Annotated in this window: 17 protein-coding genes; 6 read left to right on the top strand and 11 right to left on the bottom strand. The window is 67.2% G+C overall.

The features are described 5' to 3' along the window. Window positions 1-9: 9 nt before the first annotated feature. Window positions 10-1,275, top strand: coding sequence for an MFS transporter (locus EAH76_RS13800; RefSeq protein WP_140850842.1), 1,266 nt, complete (start codon window positions 10-12; stop codon window positions 1,273-1,275). A gap of 153 nt (window positions 1,276-1,428) precedes the next feature. Here EAH76_RS13800 and EAH76_RS13795 read toward each other — a convergent pair whose 3' ends face one another. Continuing rightward, window positions 1,429-3,792, bottom strand: a complete 2,364-nt coding sequence (locus tag EAH76_RS13795) for a TonB-dependent receptor (RefSeq protein ID WP_140850841.1) — start codon at window positions 3,790-3,792, stop codon at window positions 1,429-1,431. Between the two features lie 103 nt (window positions 3,793-3,895). Beyond that, window positions 3,896-4,972, bottom strand: a complete 1,077-nt coding sequence (locus EAH76_RS13790) for a Gfo/Idh/MocA family protein (RefSeq protein ID WP_140851003.1) — start codon at window positions 4,970-4,972, stop codon at window positions 3,896-3,898. A gap of 35 nt (window positions 4,973-5,007) precedes the next feature. Between EAH76_RS13790 and EAH76_RS13785 the strand changes: the two genes are divergently transcribed. Together EAH76_RS13785 and EAH76_RS13780 are read left to right on the top strand one after the other, a co-directional pair. After that, window positions 5,008-5,916 (top strand): aldo/keto reductase, encoded by a 909-nt coding sequence (locus tag EAH76_RS13785; RefSeq protein ID WP_140850840.1) that lies wholly within the window; start codon window positions 5,008-5,010, stop codon window positions 5,914-5,916. Next, window positions 5,913-6,983: an LLM class flavin-dependent oxidoreductase gene (locus EAH76_RS13780; RefSeq protein ID WP_140850839.1), complete on the top strand. Its 1,071-nt coding sequence runs from the start codon at window positions 5,913-5,915 to the stop codon at window positions 6,981-6,983. The genes EAH76_RS13785 and EAH76_RS13780 overlap by 4 nt, the downstream gene beginning before the upstream one ends. Window positions 6,984-7,187: 204 nt before the next feature. Here the strand turns inward: EAH76_RS13780 and EAH76_RS13775 are convergent, their stop codons facing one another. The 9 genes from EAH76_RS13775 to EAH76_RS13735 all read right to left on the bottom strand — a co-directional run bounded on the left by EAH76_RS13775 (window position 7,188) and on the right by EAH76_RS13735 (window position 19,435). Continuing rightward, a complete protein-coding gene (locus EAH76_RS13775) occupies window positions 7,188-8,207 on the bottom strand; it encodes an oxidoreductase (RefSeq protein WP_140850838.1) in 1,020 nt (339 codons plus the stop codon). Between the two features lie 9 nt (window positions 8,208-8,216). Beyond that, complete coding sequence (locus tag EAH76_RS13770) at window positions 8,217-9,224, bottom strand: alpha/beta hydrolase (protein ID WP_241659692.1); 1,008 nt, start codon at window positions 9,222-9,224, stop codon at window positions 8,217-8,219. Between the two features lie 74 nt (window positions 9,225-9,298). Beyond that, entirely contained in the window at window positions 9,299-12,256 is a 2,958-nt protein-coding gene (locus tag EAH76_RS13765) for a TonB-dependent receptor (protein WP_140850836.1), read from the bottom strand. 218 nt (window positions 12,257-12,474) lie between these two features. After that, window positions 12,475-14,046, bottom strand: coding sequence for a carboxylesterase/lipase family protein (locus tag EAH76_RS13760; protein ID WP_140850835.1), 1,572 nt, complete (start codon window positions 14,044-14,046; stop codon window positions 12,475-12,477). Then, window positions 14,033-15,037 carry a sugar kinase gene (locus EAH76_RS13755; RefSeq protein ID WP_140850834.1) on the bottom strand — a complete coding sequence of 335 codons (1,005 nt, stop codon included), beginning with the start codon at window positions 15,035-15,037 and terminating at the stop codon, window positions 14,033-14,035. The genes EAH76_RS13760 and EAH76_RS13755 overlap by 14 nt, the downstream gene beginning before the upstream one ends. Before the next feature lie 116 nt (window positions 15,038-15,153). After that, entirely contained in the window at window positions 15,154-15,909 is a 756-nt protein-coding gene (gene kduD / locus EAH76_RS13750; RefSeq protein ID WP_140850833.1) for a 2-dehydro-3-deoxy-D-gluconate 5-dehydrogenase KduD, read from the bottom strand. Window positions 15,910-16,030: 121 nt separating this feature from the next. Further along, window positions 16,031-16,873, bottom strand: coding sequence for a 5-dehydro-4-deoxy-D-glucuronate isomerase (kduI, locus tag EAH76_RS13745; RefSeq protein WP_140850832.1), 843 nt, complete (start codon window positions 16,871-16,873; stop codon window positions 16,031-16,033). A gap of 14 nt (window positions 16,874-16,887) precedes the next feature. After that, complete coding sequence (gene uxaC, locus EAH76_RS13740) at window positions 16,888-18,330, bottom strand: glucuronate isomerase (RefSeq protein ID WP_140850831.1); 1,443 nt, start codon at window positions 18,328-18,330, stop codon at window positions 16,888-16,890. Between the two features lie 79 nt (window positions 18,331-18,409). Beyond that, window positions 18,410-19,435, bottom strand: a complete 1,026-nt coding sequence (locus tag EAH76_RS13735; protein WP_140850830.1) for a LacI family DNA-binding transcriptional regulator — start codon at window positions 19,433-19,435, stop codon at window positions 18,410-18,412. Window positions 19,436-19,557: 122 nt separating this feature from the next. Between EAH76_RS13735 and EAH76_RS13730 the strand changes: the two genes are divergently transcribed. From EAH76_RS13730 to EAH76_RS13720, 3 genes are all read left to right on the top strand, one after another. Then, window positions 19,558-21,054 carry a UxaA family hydrolase gene (locus tag EAH76_RS13730; RefSeq protein ID WP_140850829.1) on the top strand — a complete coding sequence of 499 codons (1,497 nt, stop codon included), beginning with the start codon at window positions 19,558-19,560 and terminating at the stop codon, window positions 21,052-21,054. Further along, entirely contained in the window at window positions 21,051-22,490 is a 1,440-nt protein-coding gene (locus EAH76_RS13725; protein WP_140850828.1) for a mannitol dehydrogenase family protein, read from the top strand. Before EAH76_RS13730 ends, EAH76_RS13725 begins: the two co-directional genes overlap by 4 nt. A 107-nt stretch (window positions 22,491-22,597) precedes the next feature. Next, window positions 22,598-23,392 (top strand): 2-keto-4-pentenoate hydratase, encoded by a 795-nt coding sequence (locus tag EAH76_RS13720; RefSeq protein ID WP_140850827.1) that lies wholly within the window; start codon window positions 22,598-22,600, stop codon window positions 23,390-23,392. Window positions 23,393-23,445 lie beyond the last annotated feature (53 nt).

Here is a 23,445-nt window from a genome sequence, read left to right as displayed (position 1 = left end):
TGGATGGCAATGGCAATCAGGGGGGCAATCAAGGGGCCAATCAGGGGCGGCGCAGCACGCTGGATCATCGTCGCGATGGTGTTCGTCGCGGTGATGCTCAATTATGTCGATCGGCAGATTCTCGCGCTGCTGAAACCGACGCTCGAGGCGCAGTTCCAATGGTCCGATCAGGACTATGCCAATATGGGCACCGCCTTTCAGATCGCGACCGCCTTCGCCTTTCTCGGCACGGGCTGGTTCCTCGACCGCGTCGGCTTGCGGCTCGGTTTCGCGCTCGGCGTGCTGATCTGGAGCCTCGCCGGCATGGCGCATGCCTTTGCCACCTCGGTCCCCGCCTTCTTCGCCGCGCGCATCGTGCTGGGGATCGCCGAATCGGTCGGCACGCCGGCGGCGGTCAAATCGGCGGCGACCTATTTCAACCACAAGGACCGCCAGATCGCGCTCGGCATCGGCAATACCGCGCCCAATATCGGCGCGATCGTCACGCCACTGTTCATTCCCGCGCTGGCGGTGGCGTTCGGCTGGCAGGCGGCGTTCCTGCTTGCGGGCGGGCTGGGCGTCGTCTGGGTCGTCGTGTGGTTCGCGATCCGCATCAAGCCGGTCGCGCTCGACGCGGTCGCGCCGGCGCCGGTGCCGTGGCTCAGCGTGCTGCGCAGCCGCGAGACCGCCGCGATCGCAATCGCCAAGGTGCTGTCGGATCAAGTGTGGTTCTTCATGCTGCTGTGGCTGCCCGATCTGTTCCACCGGCTGTTCGGGCTGCCGCAGGGTACGCTCGGGCTGCCGGTGGCTTTGGTCTATGTGCTCGCGGCGTGTGGCGCTTTGACCGGCGGCTTCCTGCCATCGCGGCTGATGGCGATGGGGTGGAGCGTCAACCGCGCTCGGAAGACCGCGATGCTGGGCTATGCCTTGCTCGTCCTGCCGGTGGTGTTCGTCCAATCGGTGTCGAGCCCGTGGAGCGCGGCGTTTCTGCTCGGCCTCGTGCTGTTCGCGCATCAGGGCTTCTCGACCAACGTGTTCGGCGTGACGACCGACATCACCCCGGCGCGCTCGGTCGGCTCGCGCATCGGGATCGCGGCGTTCTGCGGCAATCTCTGTTCGATCGGGATGATCCAGTTCCAGGCCTATGCGCTCGCACACGGCTGGGGCTACGCGCCCGCGCTGACGATCTGTGCGGGGTCGTATCTGGCGGCGCTGCTGGCGATCCACCTGCTGATCCCGGTGATCGTGCCGATCGATGAAAGCGAGCGCGGCGACGGAATGGTGGCCGCACATTAAATCCTCCCTCGCGAAGCGGGGGAGGGGGACCACCAGCCTTCTTCAGGCTGGTGGTGGAGGGGGCGCCGCTGCAAGCGCTACCGCCCGCGGAGAGCCCCCCTCCGTCAGCCTTCGGCTGCCACCTCCCCCGGTTCCCGGGGGAGGATTATAGGATCAGAACGTCACGCGTCCGGTCACGCCGAAGTAGCGATCTGCATCGCGCGGGATCTGGTAGCGATAGGCTTGGCCCGGCCCGCCATTAATGATCGACGCGGCGAAGCTCTGGTCGAACAGGTTCCGCACCTGGAAGGTCAGCTTGTAATGCTCGTCCTTGCTGACGAGCCCCGCCGACAGATTGACCAGGCCATAGGCCCCGATCGTCCCGAGCCGCCGCTGCACCGCATCGGCCGAGAACAACCCCAGTTGGCTGCTCTGGTACGACCCCTGCGCGCCCAGCAGGACATCGGCGAACCCGCCGGTGCGGACGCGGTAATCGACGCCGAGATTGCCCTTCCACTTCGGCGCGAAGCCGAGCGGCGTTCCCGACGGCACGACCGCCGCACCGAGCGGCGCCTTGAACGCATCGACATGCGCATCGGTATACGCGACGCCGCCGGTCAGGTTGAGATCGCGGACCGGACGGAAGGTCGTGTCGAGCTCGACGCCGCGCGTCGAGACGTCACCGGCATTGGTGAAGCGCGTGACGACCACGCCCGCCACCAGATCGGGATTGTTCGCCTGGAAATTGTGATATTTCGCGTAATACGCCGCGAGGTTGAGCGTAAGCTTGCCCCCGAAGAAAGTGTTCTTGAGCCCGAGCTCGTACGAATCCGACGTCTCGGGCGCGATCGCGTTGGTGCCCGTCGCGGTCAAATTGTAGAAGACGTTGAACGCCGGCCCCTTATAGCCGCGCGCATAGGTCGCATACGCGGTCGATCCGCGCGAAATGTCGAACTGGACGCCGGCCTTGCCTGACAGATTCTCGTTAGTCGCCTTGGCGGTGAAGGGCACGCCGTTCGACACGCCGCCGCCCAGACCGTTATTGTAGACGCCTGCATCGAAATTGCCGTTGATGCCCGGCCCGGCGAGCGTCGTGCGGCGGATGTGGAACACGTCGAGCTGATCGACGGTGTAGCGCAAGCCGCCGATCACACGGAAGCGCGACGCGATATTGATCGTCCCCTGCCCGAACAAAGCGAAATTCTTGAACACCGATCCGAAATCGGCGGTGCCGGTCGGGAAGGTCGAGGGCGCGGCGAGCGCGCTCGAGCACGGCGTCAGCGCGGTCGGCGCAGGGCTCGCCGCCGCATTGCAGACCTGATCGTTGCGCGTGAAGATCCGTTCGCTCTCGGCACGCGAATAATAGGCACCCAGCACATAGGTAAGGAACTGGTTGCCCGGCGAGGTCAGCCGCAATTCCTGGCTGAAGGTGTTGCCGGTCTGCGGCCCGAAATCGTGGAGCTGGTTGAAGCCGATATAGGCGGCGGGTAGGAAATCGCCGTCGCGAATCTCGGTATTCTTGTAATTGCGATACGCGGTGATCGAGGTGACGGTCTGCGTCCCCGCCTGGATATCGGCCTGGAGCGAGAAGCCGTAGCCGGTCTCGGTCGTGCGCGTGACGAGGTTCTGCGCGAGCTCGCGCGTGTTGGTGCCGCGCGGCGTCGGCAGCCCCGCGGTCGAGGCGTTGGTGGTGACGGCACCGGTCGCGGTGTTGATCGGCCCGGTGGCGATCACCTCGCCGCAGCAATCGTCGTCGTTGTGATGATAATCGGCGATGAAGGCGAGCTTCACGTTCGGCCCGGCATCGGCGTCGACCTGCAGGCGGCCGCCATAATGTTCCCAGCCATTGACCAGCTTGCCCGTCGTCGTGTTGCGGATGTTGCCGTCATAATTGGTGTAGAAACCGGTCAGGCGCGAGCGCAGCCCCTCGGCGAGCGGCACGTTGAGCACTGCGCGACCGCGATATTCGCTGTCGGTGAAGAAGCCCGCCTCGACATAGCCACCAAAGGTGCTGGTCGGCTTCTTCGAGATGATGTTGATCACGCCGGCCGATGCGTTCTTGCCGAACAAAGTGCCCTGCGGCCCGCGCAGCACTTCGAGCTGATCGATGTCGACCAGATCGCCGAACGCCTCGCCCGCGCGCGCGAACACGACGCCATCGACGACGGTCGAGATCGACGGCTCGCCCGCGATCGAGAAGGTCGAGGTGCCGACGCCGCGGAGGAACAGCGACTGGTTGAGCGTCGTCCCCGATTTGAGGAAGTTGAGCGACGGCACGAGATATTGCGCGCCCTCGAGGCTGGTCTTGCCCTGCGTGGCGAGCGCATCGCCCGACACGACCGTCACCGCGACCGGCACGTCCTGCAGCCGCTCGGAGCGCTTCTGCGCGGTGACGATGATGTCACCCGGCGGAGCGTCCTCGGAAGCAGCGGGTTCGGCCTGTGCGGCCGCGGGCACGGCTGGTGCGGTCTGGGCGAAGGCGGGCGTCGCGGAAAGCAGCGCCAGCGTGGCCGCCCCCGTCAGATACAGTGCTTTCATCAGTCATCCCCTTTGTTGATATCCCATCGTTGCGATGGGTATTATCGTAACAGCATTTCTGACAGCGTGATCATGCTTGCCAGCGGTAAAGCTTTGCTTCGCGTCAGACTCCCAGCTCGGCCATTTCGACGACGCGATGCTCGCGCGCGCTGATCTCGGCCGCGGTGCCGATCGCGACCGCCATCATCCCATCGCGCGCGGTCACGTCGACCGGCCCTGCCCCACGCACCGCTGCGTTGAAGCGCTGATGCTCATAATAGGTCGATCCGTGATGGCTGCCCGCGTTGAGCGCGGTTTCGTCGGTATGGACGACGCGGCGCGTCGCCTGCTTGGGATTGCGGAAGCCGACCCGGGGGGAATGGATCAGCGCCCCCTCGGGGATCAGCACGTCGAGCCGAGCGTCGCTGCCGACCGCGGTGATCTCTTCCTGATTCTCCGCCCCATCGGCGAACATCGACAGATCGAGCATCGCGCGCACGCCATTGGCGAAATCAACGGTGGTGTAGCTGTTGTCGATGATGTCGGGCCGCTCGCCGCCATAGCTTTCGTCGAGATGGTTCACGTCCATCGCGCCCGAGCAATAGACACGCACCGCCTCGCTCTGCGTGATCAGCCGCATCAGGTCGAAGAAGTGGCAGCATTTCTCGACCATCGTCCCGCCGGTGTTGCGGTTGAAGCGGTTCCAGTCGGCGACCTTGACCAGGAACGGAAAGCGATGCTCGCGGATCGACAGCATCTGCAGCCGGCCGATCTTGCCGCCATGGATATCGGCGATGAACTCGGCCGCGGGCGGCATGTAGCGATATTCCATCGCGGTCCAGAACACGCGGTCGGTCTGCGCGACGCGATCGACGATCCAGCGGCAATCATCGAGCGTCGTCGCGAGCGGTTTCTCGCACAGGATGTGAAGGCCCGCATCGAACAACGGCTCGAGCACCGAGCGATGCGTGAAATTAGGGCTGGCGACGATCACCGCGTCGCACAGCCCGCTGCTGGCGAGCGCCTCGACCGACTCGAACGCGGTCGCCTGCGCGGCCTTGTCGCCGAGCGCATCCTTCGCCCAGCCGAGCGACCCCGCCGCCGGATCGGCAAGCGCGGTCACCACCGCACCCGGCGTGATGGCGAGGTTGGTGATGTGCTCGACGCCCATCATCCCCGTCCCGACCAGGCCATATCGCACTTGCTCTACCACGGGATTCGCCTCATATGACAACGATGTCTGAAATCACACTTACACCCGAAATGCGTCCACTCGGCAAGAGCGGAATCATGGTCTCGCCGATTGCCTGGGGGATGTGGCGTTTCGCCGGCGTCACGCCGGCCGAGGGCAGCGCGCTGATCGCGGCGGCGTTTGCCGCTGGTGTCACGCTGTTCGACACCGCCGACATCTATGGCTTTAACGGCAGCGGCGGGTTCGGCGATGCCGAGTCGCTGCTCGGGCAGATCTTCACTGCGACGCCGGGGATGCGCGACCGGATGGTGCTTGCGACCAAGGGCGGCATCACCCCGCCGGTGCCGTATGATTCGGGCCGCGACTATCTGATGGGCGCGCTCGAATCGTCGCTCAAGCGGCTGCAGGTCGAACAGGTCGATCTGTACCAGATCCACCGCCCCGACATCCTCGCGCATCCGCAGGAAGTCGCGCGCACGCTCGAGGAAATGGTCACCAGCGGCAAGGTCCGCGCAGTCGGCGTGTCGAACTATACGATCGCACAGACGCAGGCGCTGGCAGCGCTGCTGACGATCCCGCTCGCGACCGTCCAGCCCGAATTCTCGCCGCTCGAACTCGAGCCGATCACCAACGGCCTGCTCGATCTCGCGATGGAACGCGACGTGGCCGTGCTCGCCTGGTCGCCGCTCGGCGGCGGTCGGCTCGGCGCGCCCGAAGATGCCCGCTCGACCGCGGTCGCAGCGGCGCTCGACGTCGTTGCCAACGCGGCGGGCGTATCGCGCGCGGCGGCGACCTATGCCTGGATCATGGCGCATCCGGCGCGCGTGATCCCGATCGTCGGCACGCAGAATGTCGCGCGGATCGGCGAGATCGCCGACGTCTACAAGGTCAAGTTCACCCGCCAGACGTGGTACGACGTGCTCGTCGCCGCGCGCGGGGAGAAGCTGCCATGACCGCGCTTCCCCCGTGCGAGATCAGCTGGTTCTCGGCGTTGTGCGACGATGATTACGAGTTTCTCGGCGTGCCCGATGCCAAGCTCAAGTCGAGCTGGGAGCATTGCCGCGACATCGTGCTGCAGGCCGAGAGCGGCGGGTTCGACAATATCCTGCTCCCCTCGGGCTATCAGCTCGGCATCGACACCACCGCCTTTGCCGCGGCGATCGCGCCAATGCTCAAGCGGATGGCGTTGCTGATGGCGGTGCGCATCGGCGAGACCTGGCCGCCGCAGCTCGCGCGCCAGATCGCGACGATCGATCGGCTGCTCGGTGGGCGGCTCACCGTCAACATCATCTCGTCGGACATGCCCGGTGAGACGCTAGGTTCGGCGCCGCGCTATGCGCGCACCGTCGAGGCGATGCAGATCCTCAAGACGCTGCTCAACGGCGAGCCGCTCGACCATGACGGCGAGTTCTGGAAGCTCAAGATCGATCCGCCGCGCGTCGGCACCGTCTCGGGCAAGGCGCCGTTGCTCTATTTCGGCGGGCTCTCGCCCGACGCGCGCGAGGCCGCGGCCAAGGGCTGCGACGTGTTCCTGATGTGGCCCGACAAGCAGGAGGTCGTCGCCGGGATCATCGCCGACATGACCGCGCGCGCCGCTGCGCATGGCCGCACGCTGAAATTCGGCTACCGCGCGCATGTCATCGTGCGCGACAGCGAAGCCGAGGCACGCACTGCCGCCACGCGGCTGCTGTCGAAGCTCGACGCTGCCGAGGGCGCCGCGATCCGCGCGAAATCGCTCGATTCGACCTCGGTTGGCGTCGCCGCGCAGGCCGCTTTGCGCGAGGGCGCATCGGACGATGGCTATGCCGAGGCCAATCTGTGGACCGGCGTCGGGCGCGCGCGCTCGGGCTGTGGTGCGGCGATCGTCGGCGATCCCGACCAGGTGCTCGCCAAGCTCAACGCCTATCGCGAGATGGGGATCGAGGCGTTCATCCTCTCGGGCTATCCGCACGCTGCCGAAGCCGATTTGTTCGCACGCCACGTGCTGCCGCATATCGAGCATGGGGCGTTGGCGCGCTGACCGCAGCGTCGCGCGGCTGATCGAGCGCATCGGGTTCGCGCAGAGGCGCGGAGGCGCAGAGGTGTTGCGCGCGAAGCGTGTGGAAGCGACTCTCAGCACGCTCGAGAAAGAGGGGGGCAGGCTGCCTTCGGCAACCCTCCCTCTCTGCGCCTCTGCGCCTCTGCGCGAACCCAATCCACCGCCTACCAAACGCACCCAGCGGGTTTAGACAGCAACCCTCCGCCCGCCCGCCGCACTCTCCCGCGCAAGCGCGATCAAGCGCATCACGGTTAGCGCTTCCCCGGCTGGCACCGGCGCCGCAGCGCCGGTCGTGATCGCCGCCACGACCCCTTCGTAATAGCCCCGCCAATCCCCGCGTTCGCTCGGCACCGCCCGAGCGACGCCGTCGGCATCGGTCAGCGTGCCATAGGCCTCGGGCGCATCTTCACCGAAGCCCGGCGTCGTCGGCGGCAGCCCTGCCCGCAACACCGCTTCCTGCGGGTCGATGCCATATTTGACGAAGCTCCCGCCCGTCCCGTGCAGCGCAAAGCGCGGGCGCGGTGCCGCGAGCAGGGTGGCGGCCGACACGATCACCCGGCGCGTGCCATAGTGGAGCGTCAGCTCGAAATAATCCTCGGTCGTCGCCGCCGCGCGCTGTGTCGCGAGGTCCGCCGTCAGCGCCTCGGGCATCCCGAACAATTGCAGCGCCTGGTCGAGCAGATGCGGGCCGAGATCGTTGAGCAGCCCCGCCCCCGCGGTCTCGCGCCACCCGGGCTTGATCGCCGGACGGAACCGGTCCCAGCGCAACTCGGCGAGCGCGATCTCGCCGAGCGTCCCGGCGTCGACCAGCGCGCGTGCCGTCAGGAAATCGGCATCCCAGCGGCGATTGTGGAACGCCGAGAGCATCAGCCCCTTCGCCTCGGCGAGCGCGATCAGCGCCGCGCCATCGGCGGGATCGGTGACGAACGGCTTGTCGATCACGACCGGCTTCCCCGCCTCGAGCGCCGCCTTGGCGAGCGGGGCGTGGAGATGGTCGGGGGTGGCGATCACCACCAGCCCGATCTCCGGATCGCCGAACAGCGCCCCCGCATCCGCCACCGCCTTAGCCTCGGGCCAGTCGCGCGCCACCGCATCGGCGCGCGACGTCACCACGCTGGCCAGCCGCAACCCCGGCACCGCGCCGATCAGCGGCGCATGGAAGGAGGCTCCGGCAAGCCCGTACCCGATCAGTCCGACATCTATCATCGGCGCACCCTAGCCGAGCCCTTGCGTCCGTGCCCAGGCCAGAAACAGGTCGGGCCACGCCTCGGCGGGCTTGCCCATGGCGCTGCGCAGCCCGAAGCCGTGGCCACCGCTGGTGAAGAGGTGCGTTTCGACCGGCACCTTCGCGGCCTTGCACGCGGCGCGGAATTCGATCGTATTCTCGACATCGACCGTCGCGTCATCCTCGGCATGGACGAGGAAACAGGGCGGTGTCTTGCCCGTGACGTTCAGCGCAGTGGAATGCGCCGCGGCAAGCGCCACGCTCGCCCCGCGCCCGATCAGCAGATCGCGCGATCCGGGGTGCGCAAGCTTGGGCGTCATCGACTGGACGGCATAGATCAACGCCGCCACGTCGGGCCGGCTGGCGAGTCTGTCGGCCGCGTCCACGGCGGTATAGACCGGCACATCGAAGCGTGTCGCAAGATCGCCGCAGACATGCCCGCCCGCCGAGAACCCCATCGCTGCGACGCGTTCGGGGTAAATGCCATAATCGCGCGCACGCGACCGGATCACGCGCATCGCCCGCTGCGCGTCGGCGAGCGCGACGTCGGGCCCTGCCGCCCAGCCCTCCCCTGGCAAACGATAGAAGAGCACGAACACGGTAAATCCCCGCGCCGCCAGCCAGCGCCCGAGCTCATAGCCCTCCTTGTCGATCACCACCCGCGCATAGCCGCCGCCCGGCGCGACCAGCACCGCGGACCCGTTGGCGATGCGCGGCCGGAAGACGACGAGCCGCGGGCGGCTGATGCCGGTCACCGCGCGATCGGTCAGCGCCGTCTCGGTGCTGCGCTCGACGACCGTCTCGACCAACGCGCGCGCCGGGGCACCGGGCGCGCCGTGCGCGCCGTGCGGCCACAGGTCGATCGTCTCGTCGGGCTCGGGCAATCCCGCAACCGGCACCGCCCCGACAATGTGCGGCGGCACGGTCTGCGCGGCGGCGACGCCCGCAAGCCCGCTCGCCAAAGTCCCGAGGATCGCGCTGCGACGGTCGAGCATCATGCGGCTCCTGAAACAGAAGCGGACGATGCCGGGGTCGGCACCGTCCGCAAGGGGAGGAGAAAAACGTTCGGGCGTCAGAGCTTCATGCGTGCGCCGACGAGGATGGTGCGCCCGAAATGGTTGTTCTCGTAATTCCGGTTGGCGTCGAGATCGGTGTAGCGATAGCGATAGGTGTCGGTGAGGTTGGTCCCCTCGAGCGAGACTTCGAGCCATTTGGTGAGGCGATAGCGCACCGACGCATCGAAGTTGGTCGTCGCGGTATAGCCTTCGAAGACGTTCCCCGTGCCGCTGTTCTGGTCGACATACGGCCCGCGATAGCTGATCGACCCACGCGCGCTGAACTTGGCGTCCTCATAATACAGCGTGCCGTTGAACGCCTTTTTCGACAGGCCGAACAGCGTCGAGGTGCGCTGCACCGCCGCCGGCGCGACCAGCCGGCAGGTGAACTGCGTCGCGCACACCAAAGTCGATGGCCCGACCACGCCATAGCTTGCCGTGCTGTCGATGAAGGTCGCGTTGGCGATCCCGCCGAAATTCTTGAGGAAGCCCGGCAGGAACTTGAACGGCGCCTGCACCGACAGCTCGATCCCCTTGAGCGATGCGCCGGTCCCGTTGACCGTGGTGGCGATGGTGTAGAGTTGGGTGGGATCGAAATTGATGAAGGCCGGCGAGCTCGGCGGAAGCACGGCCTTTGTCAGCCCGGCGTCGGCGAGCGTTCCCGTGATCGTGCTCGACACCGGGAAGCTGTCGATCGACTTTTTGAACAGCGCGATCGAGGCGATCGACTGCGGCGCGAAATACCATTCGAGCGCGAGATCATAGGCGGTCGCGCGGAACGGATCGAGGAACGGGTTGCCGTTGGTGATCCTGAAGTTGAACCCGTCGACCGATCCGCCCGGCGTCAGATTGCCGAGCGACGGGCGCGTCATCACCTTGGCGACGGCACCGCGGACGATGATATTCTCTGTCGGGTAGAGCGCGACGTTGAGCGACGGCAGCCAATCATCATAGTCGCGCTTGACCGTCGCCGCGACGCCGCTGACCAGTCCGGTCGAGACCTGATCGGTCCGCACATAGCGCACGCCCGCATTGAAGGCGTAGCGCAGGCCGAACAGCTCGCCCTTGGTGTCGAATTCGAGATAGGCGCCCTTGACCTCTTCCGACACGCTGCGCGTGTTGCCGGGATCGACCACCAGCGCGCGATTGTAGAGATTGGTATAGGCGGCCGCCGCGGGAATGTTGGCGATGGCATATTGCGTCGTGGTCCCGGCGGGCTGCCCCGCGGAGCCAAGGCTGACGATATCCGCCAGCGCCGAGGTCACCGGGAAGCCATAGACCGATCCCGCCGCGATCGCTGATGACGGCGAGCAATTGAGCGTGCCGAGCACGAGATCCTTGCCGCCATTGCCGCACACCACGGTATCGCGCGTGAAGCCGACGGTATCGAAGCTGAACTTGCGATACACGCCGCCCGCCTTGATCTGGAAACCCTCGGCGACGTCCCATTCGCCGCGCAGCTGCGCGGTGCGGAACTTGTTGACCGTGTCGGACGGGCGATCGCGGATTTCGGAGAGCTGGTAACCGGTCGGATCGGCGACATTGTTGCCGAACGTCAGCTTCGGGCTCGCCATATTGGTGTAATCGTATTGATACCCCTGCGCCGCCTTGTTGTCGAACAGGATCGTGGTTTCGACCGGGATGCTCGCATCCGATTTGGAAATGCCGCCGAGCAGCGTGAAGCGAAGCTTGTCGGTGACGTCCTGGTCCCAGGTGCCGCCGATCTGGTAGAATTCGGTGCTCGACTTGCGCAGATAATGCTCGTTGCGGTTGTACGCGTCGTTGAGCGTCGCCGAGATCAGATTGTTGTTCTTGTCATAGACCGGGTTGACCAGGTCGATCGACCGCTCGTTGCTGCGCATGAGCACTTCGGCCCATTGCTCCTCGCGCGTTTCCTTGAACTTCGAATAGAGCCCGTCGATCGAGATCTTGGTCTTCTCGGTCGGCGCGAACTGGACGCTGGCGGTCAGGCCGAGCCGCTCGCGGTCATGCTTGATCACGCCGTAGCGCGGGATGCGCGGGTGGAAGGCGAGCGACGCCTTGTCGCACGCCGCGCTCGAGCGATAGACGCCGCCGCTGTTCGATGCGCGCGTCGTGAAGACCTGCGCCGCGCCGGTGCCGGTCGTATTGTAATAGCACGGCGTGCCATCGACCGAGTCGAACTGCGCCTGCGCCCAGCGCGTCGTGTTGTTGCCGAGCTCGAGCGTGTCGAGCTTCGAATAGGCGCCCGAAACCGACGCGCCGAAGGTCCCGGCGTCATTGCGCCACGACAGCAGCCCCGCGACGCGGGGACCGATCGTCTTGGCGAGCGTGTTGTACGAGCCCTGGGCCGACAGCGCGCCGGTGAAGCCCGCTTTCTTGCCGCCGAGCGGATTGCCGGTGTTGAGATCGACCACTGCGCCGAGCGACCCTTCGTCGAGCGAGGCCTCCGCGGTCTTGTGGACGACGAGCGAGCTGAACAGCTCCGACGCGAAGACGTTGAAGTCGAACGCGCGGTCGCGGTTGGCGCTCGCGCCGTCGGTCGAGGTGGCGACGGTCTCCATGCCGTTGACGCGGACGCGGGTGAATTGCGCGCCCAAGCCCCGCACGGTGATCGCGCGGCCTTCGCCGGCGTCGCGCTGGATCGAGATGCCGGGAATCCGCTGGAGCGATTCGGCGAGGTTCTGGTCGGGGAATTTGGCGATGTCTTCCGCGATGATCGAATCGACCGCGGCGACAGAATTCTTCTTCACGTTGAGCGCCGCCTGGAGCGACTGGCGAAAGCCGGTGACGACGATGTCCTGGCCGATCGCATCGGCGGCCGACTCGGGCGCCGTATCGGCGGTCTGGCTGTCGACCGGACCCGCCGTAACCGGCTGCGCGGGCGAGCCCGGCGCGGCCTGTGCCAGCGCCGATGCGGGCAGCAGCAAGGCGGCGACGATCGCGCCGGCCGAGACGCCGTGCTGCAGCTTCAGGCTTTTGGAAAGCGTGCTCATTTCTCATCCCCCCTAACCGCCGCGCGTCGTCGCGCAGCGGTGATTGACACCGGTTGCTGCGCCGGCTCCCTGGTGGAGCTTCGGAACAGCGAACAAGAGAGGGAAATGCGCGCCTGAACGGCGTGTGGCTCCTCTCCTGCCCGACGGTCGCTCTTCGGCGATCTCGTCCTGACGCTTAAATGTCGCCTTTGGTAACCGGTGTCAACGGCGTTTTTGAGTCAGCTGCCCGGCTGGATATAGGGCACGCGCGCAAACAGTTCGCGCTGCCATCGGCGGGGATCGTCGGCGCGTTGCGAGACGGCGTCGATCATCATCGTCGCGCGCTGCGTCAGGTCGTAGCGCGGCCACACCGGCAGCCCCGAATGGTTCGGATCGCCCGTCTTGGCGAGTGCGACGAAGCTGTCCTGCAGCGCCCGCGAGGCTGCGCGCGCATCCGCGCCCGTCCCCGTCTGCGACCCGCGCGCACCGAGCGTGCCGAACACCAGCGGGATGTCCATCGTATGGAAGGCGCCGCGCCGCGGATCGACGCGCGATCCGAAATTGACCTGATAGACCCAGGCCGGTGCCCCGGCGCGCGCACGCGCCTCGGCCTCGATCACTTGCCCGCGCCAGCTGCGTCCGGCGGTGGTCGCGCCGTAGAAGACGTCGATCGGCGACCAATCGGGGAAGTGCGTCCGATATTCGGACACGACCCATTCGGGGAGCACGTCGATCCGCAATTCGGGCGCCATGCGCGTGGCGATATTGTCCCAGCTGAGCCCCTTGATCTTGGGGCCGTCGATCGGGATGAAACCACGCGTCTCGTCGCGGACATTGCCGAGGATCAGCGGAATGCCGAGCCCCTGCGGATTGGCGTCGGGCCAAAACGGGTGGCGCACCAGCCATTTCATGTCGAGGACCGGCCCGAAATAGACTCCGCCGCCGAGGATAGGATCGGTCGCGTCGAGCGCGGCGACGAGCCGCTCGTGCGGCATCGCCAGCAAGGGCGCGAGGTTGCGCTCGTCGACGCCGAGCTTGGCGAGATAGGCGCGCGTCCGCGCGGTCGCGTTGAGCGGGCCCGAGGCGGTGACCTGCTGCCCGCTCATCGTCGCGGCGCGCTGGAACAGCCCGCGCGCGGCGGGCATCCCCAGCATCGTCGCGATCTTCGCGCCGCCGCCCGACTGGCCGAACACCATCACGCGGTTCGGATCACCGCCGAACGCCGCGATATTGTCGCGCACCCATTTCAGCGCGAGGATCAGGTCGAGCTGCCCGGCATTGCCGCTATCGGCAAAACGCGGATCGAGCCGCGCAAGATAGAGATAGCCGAGCGCATTGAGCCGGTGGTTGACCGTGACGACGACGACATCCCCGCGCGCCGCGAGCGCCGCGCCGTCGTTGAGCGGATCGGTGACGCTCCCGTTCGAATAGGCGCCGCCATGGATATAGAGCAGCACCGGCTTCGCGCGCGCCGCGCCCGGGCCGGTCCAGATGTTGAGGAACAGGCAGTCCTCGGATTGCGCGCCGTAGCCCGTTCCGCTTTGCGGCGCGACCGGGCCGAATGTCTCGGCGCGGTGGACGTCGCTACCGTAGCGGAACGGCGTCGGCGCGCGGAAGCGCTCGGCGCGGCCGTAGCGGATGCCGCGATACGCGACCGTATCCCCGGTCCGGACGCCCTCGAAGCGGCCGGCCTGACACGCGACGATGCGCGGCGCGCTAGGTCCCGCCGCGCGCAACCCGCTCGCCCCGAGCGCGATCGTCGCCGCACCGCTGCCGAGCAGCGCGCGGCGCGTCAGTTCAGCGGCGGACATCGAGCCCGCCTGCCAGATACGCATCGATATCGGACTGACGGAACAGGGAGGCATCACCCGGGAGCGAATGCTTCAGCGCGGCGAGCGCAAGGCCGGTCCTGGCCGCCTCGCCAATGTCGCCACCGCGCCGCAAGGCGTGGAGCACGCCGGCGGCAAACGCATCGCCGCCACCGATCCGATCGACGATCCCGGCGAGCACGACCTCGTCGGTCTGCGCATGGCCTCCGCGCGTATCGATCCGCGCCGACAGGCGGTGGAGATCGACATGCTCGACATGCCGCGCGGTCGACGCGATCGTCTGGAGCTTGGGGAAAGCCTCGAACGCCGCGTCGACGGCTTCGCGCCGACGATCCTCGCCATCGCTGCCGAAGTCGCGATCGAGCAGCAGCGCGATGTCGCGGTGGTTGCCGAACATCAGATCGGCATGCGCGACCAATTGCGTCAGGATGCCGCGCGGATCGCTGTCCCAGCGCTCCCACAATTTGCCGCGCCAATTGCCATCGAACGAAATGGCGATGCCCTTGGCGGCGGCGGCCTCTGCCGCAGCGATCGCGCTGGCGGCGGGGATGGGCCCGAGCGCGGGGGTGATGCCCGACAGATGCAGCCGGTCGACGCCGTCGAGCAGCGTGTCCCAGTCCCACGCTTCGGTCGGCGTCTCGGCGAAGGACGAGTACGCGCGGTCGTAGATCACCTCGGTCGCACGCAGGCCCGCGCCCGAGGTGACGAAATACAGCCCCATCCGCTCGCCGCGCAACAGGATGCCCTTGGTATCGGCCCCCGAGCCGCGCAGGCTGGTCAGCGCGGCGCGGCCGAGATCGTTGTCGGGCACCGCACTCGCGACCGCGACCTCATGCCCGAGCCGGGCAAGTGCGCTGGCGACATTGGCTTCGGCGCCGGCGATCCATACGTCGAGCTTGGGGGTCTGCATCAGCAACTCGCGCCCGGGTGGCGACAGGCGCAGCATGAGTTCGCCGAATGCCAGAAACGTCATGTCACCCAATCCCCAACCGTCGCCCCGGCCTCGTGCCGGGGTCCACTCCTAAACTCGACCCCACGCGTGCGGCACGGTGGACCCCGGGACAAGCCCGGGGTGACAGTCGAGGCTCTTTACCGTGCCAGCCAGCCGCCATCGACCGCAAGGATATGCCCTTGCACATAGGCCGCCGCCGCGCTGCACAGAAACACCGCCGCGCCGCCGAGATCGCTCGCATCGCCCCATTTGCCCGCGGGAATGCGCTCGAGGATCGAGCGGTTGCGGTTCTCGTCGGCCTGCAACGCCGCGGTGTTGTTGGTCGCGATATAGCCCGGCGCGATCGCGTTGACGTTGATCCCCTTAGCCGCCCATTCGTTGGCGAGCAGCTTGGTGAGGCCGCCGATCCCGCTCTTCGACGCGGTGTAGCTCGGCACGCGGATGCCGCCCTGGAAGGTCAGCATCGAGGCGATATTGACGATCTTGCCGCCGCCATTCGCGATCATGTGGCGCCCGGCCGCCTGGCACAGGAAGAACACCGACTTGAGGTTGGTGTCGATCACCGCGTCCCAATCTTCCTCGGTGAAATCGACCGCGTCGGCGCGGCGGATGATGCCGGCATTGTTGACGAGAATGTCGAGCCCGCCGAGCTTATCCACCGTTTCATCCACGACTCTTTGCACAGGTTCGATCGTCGAGAGATCGGCCGAGACGATTTCGGCGCGGCGCCCGAGCGCGCGAATCTGCGCGACCGTTTCCTCGGCGGGGGTGCGGCCGACACAGGCGACGTCGGCGCCGGCGGCTGCCAGCGCGACGGCGATCGCCTGACCGATGCCGGTGTTGGCGCCGGTGACGATGGCGACCTTGTTGGTGAGGTCGAAGGGTGAGGTCATGGCATACGCTCCTCCCCTCCCTGGAAGGGAAGGGTTGGGGGTGGGTCGGTCTGGGGCAGGCGTCGGACCCGCAACGGGCCAACCCACCCCCGGCCCCTCCCTTCCAGGGAGGGGGGGCACATCACGCCAGCTGGCAGATATCCAGCACGCTCATATCGGTATAATCCTGGTTCTCGCCCGCCATCGCCCAGATGAAGGCGTACGCCTTGGTGCCCGACCCCATATGGATCGACCAGGGCGGCGAGATCACCGCTTCCTCGTTCGCCATCACGATGTGACGCGTCGCTTCGCCCTCGCCCATGTAGTGGAACACGCGGTCCTTCTCGAGATCGTCGAGCTCGAAGTAGAAATAGATCTCGCTGCGACGCTCATGGATATGCGGCGGCATCGTGTTCCACACCGAGCCCGGCTTGAGCACGGTCAGGCCCATCACCAGCTGCGCGCTGTCGCAAATGCCCGGGATGACCATCTGGAAGATCGTCCGCTCGTTCGATTCGGCGAGGGTCCCGCGCTCGAGCGCGGTCGCGTCGGCGACCGAGATCATCCGCGTGGTGAACGCCTTGTGCGCCGGGCACGACGCCAGATAGAAACGCGCGCCTTCGCCCGAGAATTGCACATCCTTCGCGCCCATCGTGACGTAGAGGCAGTCCTTGTTGCCGAGCGTGAACGTCTCGCCATCGACCGTGACGGTGCCTTCGGCGCGGCCGACATTGACCACAGCCAGCTCGCGCCGCTCGAGGAAGGGATGCCCCGCCGCCGAGGCCGGCTCGGTCTGGTCGGGCAGCTTGACCGCACCGCCCGCAACCGCGACACCGCCGATCACGAAGCGATCGGCATGCGTGTAGTTGAGCACGCATTCGCCGGCGCGGAACAGGTCCTGGATCAGGTAGCGATCGCGCAACTCGTCATTCGAGACGCATTCCATCATGTCGGGATGCGTGGCGTAATAGGTACGGTCGAACATGGGGCTCTCCGGGGTCAGGCCGCCTTGGCGGCAGCTTCGGGTTGGTCGATACGATAGGCGCGGCGCACGAGGCCGCTGGTCAGCTCGTGCGCGAGCTCGGCGGCTTCCCAATCCTCGAGCCGATGCTCGGCGACGAGCTGCGCGAGGAAGCCGCAATCGATCCGCCGCGCGACGTCGTGCCGCGCCGGGATCGACAGGAAAGCGCGCGTGTCGTCGTTGAAGCCGACGGTGTTGTAGAAGCCCGCGGTCTCGGTCGTCATTTCGCGGAAGCGGCGCATCCCCTCGGGGCTGTCATGGAACCACCACGACGGCCCGAGCTTGAGGCACGGATAATGCCCGGCCAGCGGCGCCAATTCTCTCGCGTAGACGCTTTCGTCGAGCGTGAAGAGGATGATCGACAGCTCGGTCGAGGTACCGAAGCGATCGAGCAGCGGCTTCAGCGCATGCACGTAATCGGTGCGCATCGGGATGTCGGCACCCTTGTCGCGGCCATGGCTCGCGAACAGGCCGGCATTGTGGTTGCGGAAAGATCCGGGGTGGAGCTGCATCACCATCCCGTCCTCGATCGACATCGCCGCCATTTCGGTCAGCATCTGCGCACGGAACAGCTCGGCATCCGCCGGGGTCCAGCTGCCGCCGACGATCTTGGCGAACAGCGCCTCGGCCTCGTGCGCCGACAGGTTGGCGGTGGCGGCGGTCGGGTGGCCATGGTCGGTCGCGGTTGCGCCCGCCGCGCGGAAATCGGCGCGACGCTTGCGATGGGCTGCCAGATAGCCGGTCCAGCTATGGACGTCCTCGCCGGTCAGTTCGGCAAAGCGCGTCATCGCGCGGCCGAACTGCTCATGCTCGACGTCGATCACGCCATCGGGACGATAGGTCGTGACGACGCGCCCGCCCCAGCCCGAAGCGCGGATGCGGTGGTGCGCGCCGAGATCGTCCTGCGGGCCTTCGGTCGTCGCGAGGAAATCGATCTTGAAGCGATCGAACAGCGCCCGCGGCCGGAACGCCGGGCTGGCGAGCTTTTCGGCGATCGTGTCGTAATAGAGGTCGGCGGTGCTCGCCTCGAGCGCGACGTCGAAGCCGAACACCTCGGCAAAGACATGGTCGAGCCAGAGCCGCGACGGCGTGCCGCGGAAGAGATGCACGTTCTGCGCGAACAGCCGCCACGCCTCGCGCGGATCGGTCGCAGGAACGCCCGCCCGGCTCGGGATCGCAAGCGCATCGAGATCGACGCCCTGGCTGTAGAGCATCCGGAAGATGTAATGATCGGGTGCGAGCAGCAACGCGGTCGCATCGCTCCAAGGCGCATCGTCGGCGAACCAGCCGGCATCGGTATGGCCGTGCGGGCTGACGATCGGCAGGTCGGCGATCTCGGCATACAGCGTGCGCGCGATCGCGCGGGTCGCGGGGTCGCTCGGGAAGAGTCGATCGGGGTTCAGGTCGAGTGGTCGTGTCATCATCTTCTCCCTCCCCGCATTTTTATGCGGGCTTGGTAACCGGTGTCAGGGTTCGTCGCAAGATCGCGACGCAAATTCGCTAATGGCTCGGCGCCGCCACCGATGCGCGGCGGATCAGCGTCGACAGGAAGAGCGATGGCTCCTCGACGATATCCTCGCCGTCGAGCCCCGCGGTCAGTTTCAGCGCGGCGGAGCGCGCCATCGAGGCGATCGGCCAGCGCACCGTCGTCAGCGGCGGCCAGACATGCGCGGCGACCGGGGTATCGTCGAACCCGACGATCGACAGGTCCTTGGGGATATCGAGCCCGCGTTGCCGCGCGGCGTGCATCACGCCCGCCGCCATCTCGTCATTGCACGCGAAGATCGCGGTCGGGCGCGGCATCAGGTCGAGCAGCCGCTCGGCGGCGGTGAGCCCCGATTCGAAGGTGTAAGTGCCATCGGCGATCATGCTGCGCGGCAAGGCGATCCCGGCATCGGCGAGCGCCTGCTCGAACCCGAGCCGCCGCTCGCGCGCCGAGCGGAAGCCGTGCGGCCCGGCGATCAGCCCGATCCGGCGATGCCCCTGCGCGATCAGATATTCGGTCGCGCCGCGCACCGCCTCGCAATCGTTCGACGCGACCATGTGATCATCATCGTCGAGCCGCGCCGACCCCATCCGCACATAGCGACAGCCGATTTCGGCGCACAGCTTGGCGATCGTGTCGTTCTCGCTGATCGGCGGCAGCAGCACGAGCCCGAACAGCCGCTGCCGCTCGAGGAAATGCCGCAAATCGACGAGCATCGTCGCCGAACCGCGATCGACCGGGCGCACGACCAGCTCGAACTCGGTGCCGTGCAGCGCCTCGAGAATGCCCTGCTGGACGTTCATCACCATCTGCGCATTGGGATTGTCGTGGACGAGCCCGATCAGAAAATTGCGCCGCAGCGCCAGCGCGCGCGCCTGCGGATTGGGGATGTAGGCGAGCTCGGCGATGACATCCTCGACGCGGCGCCGCGTATCGTCATTGAGCAGCGGCGAGCGGTTGATCACTCGGCTGACGGTCTTCTTCGACACGCCCGCGATCCGCGCGACATCGTTGATCGTCGTTTGTCCGCTGCTCTTCATCGGCCATGGCATAACCGCGGCGGGGGTGGCTTGGCTAGTGGCCTGACCAAAGCGCGGACAAGCCTTGCCAAAAGCTCGGCCGCTGAGGCAAAGCGCTGATACCGGTTACCGAAAGACCTGCCGTGCCCAAAGCGCTTCTGATCCATCCCGACGACACCGTGGCGACGCTCGTCGAGCACGCGCTTGCCGGCGAAACGCTGACGTTCGGGGCGCAGCAGGTGACGGCACTGACCGACACGCCGAGCGGCCACAAGGTCGCGATCCTGCCGATCGCGAAGGGGGCGCCGGTGATCAAGTTCGGCTTCCCGATCGGCACCGCCACCGCCGACATCGCGGTCGGCGCGCATGTCCATTCGCACAATCTCGCGACCGCGCTCGACGGGACGCTCGACTATCGCTTCACGCCGGGCGCCGTCGTCGCGCCGAATGCGGATCCCGACCACGCGACGTTCGAAGGCTATGTCCGCGTCGATGGCCGGGTCGCGACGCGCAACGAGATCTGGGTGCTGCCGACCGTCGGCTGCGTCGCGCGCACTGCGACGCGGATTGCCGCGCTCGCCGATGCGGCACTGGCGCGGGAGACCGGCGACGGCCCGATCGACGGCGTCCATGCCTTCACGCATCCGTTCGGCTGTTCGCAGCTCGGCGACGATCTCGATGGCACGCGCAGCATCCTTGCGGCGCTCGCCTGTCATCCCAATGCCGGCGGGGTGCTGATCGTCGGGCTTGGCTGCGAATCGAACCAGATTGCGGCGTTGCGCGAGGAAATCCCGGCTGAGCGGCGGGCGATGGTCCGCACGCTGGTGACGCAACTCGCCGGCGACGAGATCGACGAGGGCGTCGCCAAGGTCGCCGAGTTGGTCGCGCTCGCCCGTGCCAAGCGCAGCACCGTTGGGCTCGACCGGCTCGTGCTTGGCGTGAAGTGCGGCGGGTCGGACGGGCTGTCGGGGCTGACCGCCAACCCGCTCGTCGGGCGGCTCAGCGAGCGCGTCGTCGCGGCGGGCGGCAGCGTCGTGCTGACCGAAATCCCCGAAATGTTCGGCGCCGAACGGCTGCTGATGGACCGCGCGGTCGACGAAAGCGTGTTCGAGGGGATCGTGACGATGGTCAACGACTTCAAACGCTATTTCCTCGATCATAACGAGCCCGTCTCGGAAAATCCCTCGCCGGGCAATGTCGCCGGCGGGATCACCACGCTCGAGGAGAAATCGCTCGGCGCGGTGCAGAAGGCCGGTCGCGCTGCGGTGTCGCAAGTGCTCGCCTATGGCGGGCGCGTTACGAGCACCGGACTGACGCTGCTCGAGGCGCCGGGCAACGATGCCGTGTCGTGCACCGCACTCGCCGCGGCGGGGGCGACCGCGATCCTGTTCACGACCGGCCGCGGCACGCCGCTCGGCTTCCCCGTGCCGACGCTCAAGATTTCGTCGAACAGCGACCTGGCGACGCGCAAGCCAGGCTGGATCGACTTCGATGCCGGCGGAGTGCTCGAGCACGGCTTCGCGCCGGTTGCCGAAGCGCTCGCCACGACGCTATGCGCGATCGCCTCGGGGGCTGCGACTGCGGCCGAACGCAATGGCGAGCGCGAGATCGCAATCTGGAAACGGGGTGTCACGCTGTGAACCGACTTGAATATGCCGCGCTCGACGCGCTCCCCGCCGCGATCGCCCGCCCTGCGCGCACTGCACCTCCCGCTACCGGAATCGTCCATTTCGGCCCCGGCGCGTTCCACCGCGCGCATCAGGCGACCTATGTCGACACGCTGCTCGAAAGCGATCCGAGCTGGGGAATCGCCGCGGTCTCGCTGCGCAGCGCCGGCACGGTCGAAGCGCTTTCGGCGCAGCAGGGGCTCTACACGCTCGCGATCCGCGATGCCGCGCCGGGGTTCCGCGTGATCGGCGCGCATAGCCGCTTCCTCGGCCCCGATGATGCCGCAGAGACGCAGGCGCTGCTCGCCGACCCGGGCGTCAAGCTCGTCACCACGACGGTGACCGAGAAGGGCTATTGCCTCGCCGCCGACGGCAGCCTCGACCTCGCGCATCCCGATATTGTGCATGATCTGGGCGCGCCGGCAGTACCGCGCAGCGTGATCGGCTGGATCGTCGGCGGCCTCGCCGCGCGGCGTGCGGCGGGCGTTCCGCCCTTCGTGATGATGCCGTGCGACAATCTCGCCAATAACGGCGCCAAGGTGAAGGCCGCGCTGGTGGCGTTTGCCGCCGCGACCGACGCCGCGCTTGCCGAATGGATCGAGGCGCAGGTGCTCGTCCCCGGCACGATGGTCGATTCGATCACCCCCGCCAGCGACGCAGCGCTGTACGAAACCGTCGCCGCCGCACTCGGCGTCGAGGACCGTGCCGCGGTCCAGCGCGAGTCCTTCACGCAATGGGTGATCGAGGATGTCGGCTCGCCCGTGTGCGCCGCGCTCGCCCGCGCCGGGGCGACGCTGACCGACAATGTCGCGGGCTATGAACAGGCCAAGTTGCGCGTGCTCAACGGGTCGCATTCGACGCTCGCTTATGCCGGGTTGCTGCGCGGCCATGCCAGCGTGTCCGAGGCGATGGGCGATGCCGCGCTTGCCGGCTTCGTCGATGCGATGATCCGCGAGGATATCATCCCGACGCTGCAGCCGGTCGCAGGACTCGACCATGACGCCTATCGCGAAGCGGTACTGGCGCGCTTCCGCAACCCGGTGATCGTCCACCGCCTCGACCAGATCGCCGGCGATGGCAGCCAGAAGATCCCCTATCGGCTCGGCGACACGCTTGCGGCGCACCGTGCGCGCGGCGACATGCCGCAGCACGTCGTCGTCGCGCTTGGCTGCTGGGTCGCCTTCCTGATGCAGCGCGCGCGCGCCGGCGTGCCGATCCTCGACCCGGCGGCCGCCGCACTTGCCACCGCCGCTGCGGATGGCGACGCCGCCACCGTGCTCGATCGGCTGATCGCCGCAAAGCTCGGCTTTTCGAGCGAATTGGCCGCCGATCCCGCCGCGGTCGCGGCGATCGCCGCCGCCGCGCAGGCTGCGTTCGACGGCAATTGGGCGATGCTTTCGCCCGATTGAGCGATGGGCGCGACGCGATCCGTCGCACCCCCTCTTGTCAATGACACCGGTTTCCCATACCCAGTCGCGACAAGCCGATCGAACGGCACGAGGGGGGATTGCGGCACGTGACGTCCGAAACCGGTCAAACGAATATCACGCGGATCGCCAGCGAATTCGTCACGGCGCGGCGTAACGCCACTGCCCTGGTCGAATATCCCGGCACGATGCCCGCAGCGCTCGCCGAAGCCTATGCGATGCAGGACGCCGCGATCGCGCTGACCGACAAGCCGATCGCCGGCTGGAAGGTCGGGCGCATCAACCCGCCGATCGAAGGCGCCGACCGCCTCGCCGGGCCGATCTTCGCCGACCAGACCTTTCACGAAGGCGACACGCCGCGCGCCATGCCCGTCTTTGCGGGCGGTTTCGCCGCAGCCGAGGCCGAGTTCCTGCTGCGCATCGGCACTGCGCCCGACCCGGCCAAGCACGACTATACGCTCGCCGAAGCGACCGCGCTGATCGACCGCGTCTGCGTCGGCATCGAGATTGCGAGCTCGCCCTTCGGCGGGATCAACGATCACGGCGCTGGCGTCACCATCTCCGATTTCGGCAACAATAACGGCCTCGTCATCGGCGCCGACGTGACCGACTGGCGCGACATCGACGTCAACGCCTGGCCGGTCGAACTGACGATCGACGGCGTCACGACCGGCGTGGCAACCGCCGCGACGATGCTCGACGGCCCGTTCGGCGCAGCGCGCTTCCTCTTCGAGCTGATGGCGACGCGCGGGATCGCTTTGTCCGCGGGACAATGGATCTCGACCGGCGCGGTCAGCGGCGTGCATCCGGTCGAAATCGGTGCAAAGATCGTCGCGATCTTCGATGACCGTCTGCAGGTGGAGTGCAGCATTTCCGCGCAATAGCGACGCCCCGACAATTTTCGGAACGGCCCAGCATAGGGTCGCCGACAGGAGAG

The organism is Sphingomonas glacialis (genome assembly GCF_006439055.1).
Lineage (GTDB): Bacteria > Pseudomonadota > Alphaproteobacteria > Sphingomonadales > Sphingomonadaceae > Sphingomonas > Sphingomonas glacialis_A.
The sequence above is the reverse complement of the archived record's forward strand: the minus strand, read 5'-3'. Positions and strand labels throughout refer to the sequence as shown.

What these genes read in the sequence shown, in the direction of transcription:
- EAH76_RS13800 (WP_140850842.1), top strand. Translation starts at nt 10, where the DNA reads ATGGCAATCAGGGGGGCAATCAAGGGGCCAATCAGGGGCGGCGCAGCA.
- EAH76_RS13795 (WP_140850841.1), bottom strand. Translation starts at nt 3,792, where the DNA reads ATGAAAGCACTGTATCTGACGGGGGCGGCCACGCTGGCGCTGCTTTCC.
- EAH76_RS13785 (WP_140850840.1), top strand. Translation starts at nt 5,008, where the DNA reads ATGTCTGAAATCACACTTACACCCGAAATGCGTCCACTCGGCAAGAGC.
- EAH76_RS13780 (WP_140850839.1), top strand. Translation starts at nt 5,913, where the DNA reads ATGACCGCGCTTCCCCCGTGCGAGATCAGCTGGTTCTCGGCGTTGTGC.
- EAH76_RS13775 (WP_140850838.1), bottom strand. Translation starts at nt 8,207, where the DNA reads ATGATAGATGTCGGACTGATCGGGTACGGGCTTGCCGGAGCCTCCTTC.
- EAH76_RS13770 (WP_241659692.1), bottom strand. Translation starts at nt 9,224, where the DNA reads ATGATGCTCGACCGTCGCAGCGCGATCCTCGGGACTTTGGCGAGCGGG.
- EAH76_RS13765 (WP_140850836.1), bottom strand. Translation starts at nt 12,256, where the DNA reads ATGAGCACGCTTTCCAAAAGCCTGAAGCTGCAGCACGGCGTCTCGGCC.
- EAH76_RS13760 (WP_140850835.1), bottom strand. Translation starts at nt 14,046, where the DNA reads ATGTCCGCCGCTGAACTGACGCGCCGCGCGCTGCTCGGCAGCGGTGCG.
- EAH76_RS13755 (WP_140850834.1), bottom strand. Translation starts at nt 15,037, where the DNA reads ATGACGTTTCTGGCATTCGGCGAACTCATGCTGCGCCTGTCGCCACCC.
- kduD (WP_140850833.1), bottom strand. Translation starts at nt 15,909, where the DNA reads ATGACCTCACCCTTCGACCTCACCAACAAGGTCGCCATCGTCACCGGC.
- kduI (WP_140850832.1), bottom strand. Translation starts at nt 16,873, where the DNA reads ATGTTCGACCGTACCTATTACGCCACGCATCCCGACATGATGGAATGC.
- uxaC (WP_140850831.1), bottom strand. Translation starts at nt 18,330, where the DNA reads ATGACACGACCACTCGACCTGAACCCCGATCGACTCTTCCCGAGCGAC.
- EAH76_RS13735 (WP_140850830.1), bottom strand. Translation starts at nt 19,435, where the DNA reads ATGAAGAGCAGCGGACAAACGACGATCAACGATGTCGCGCGGATCGCG.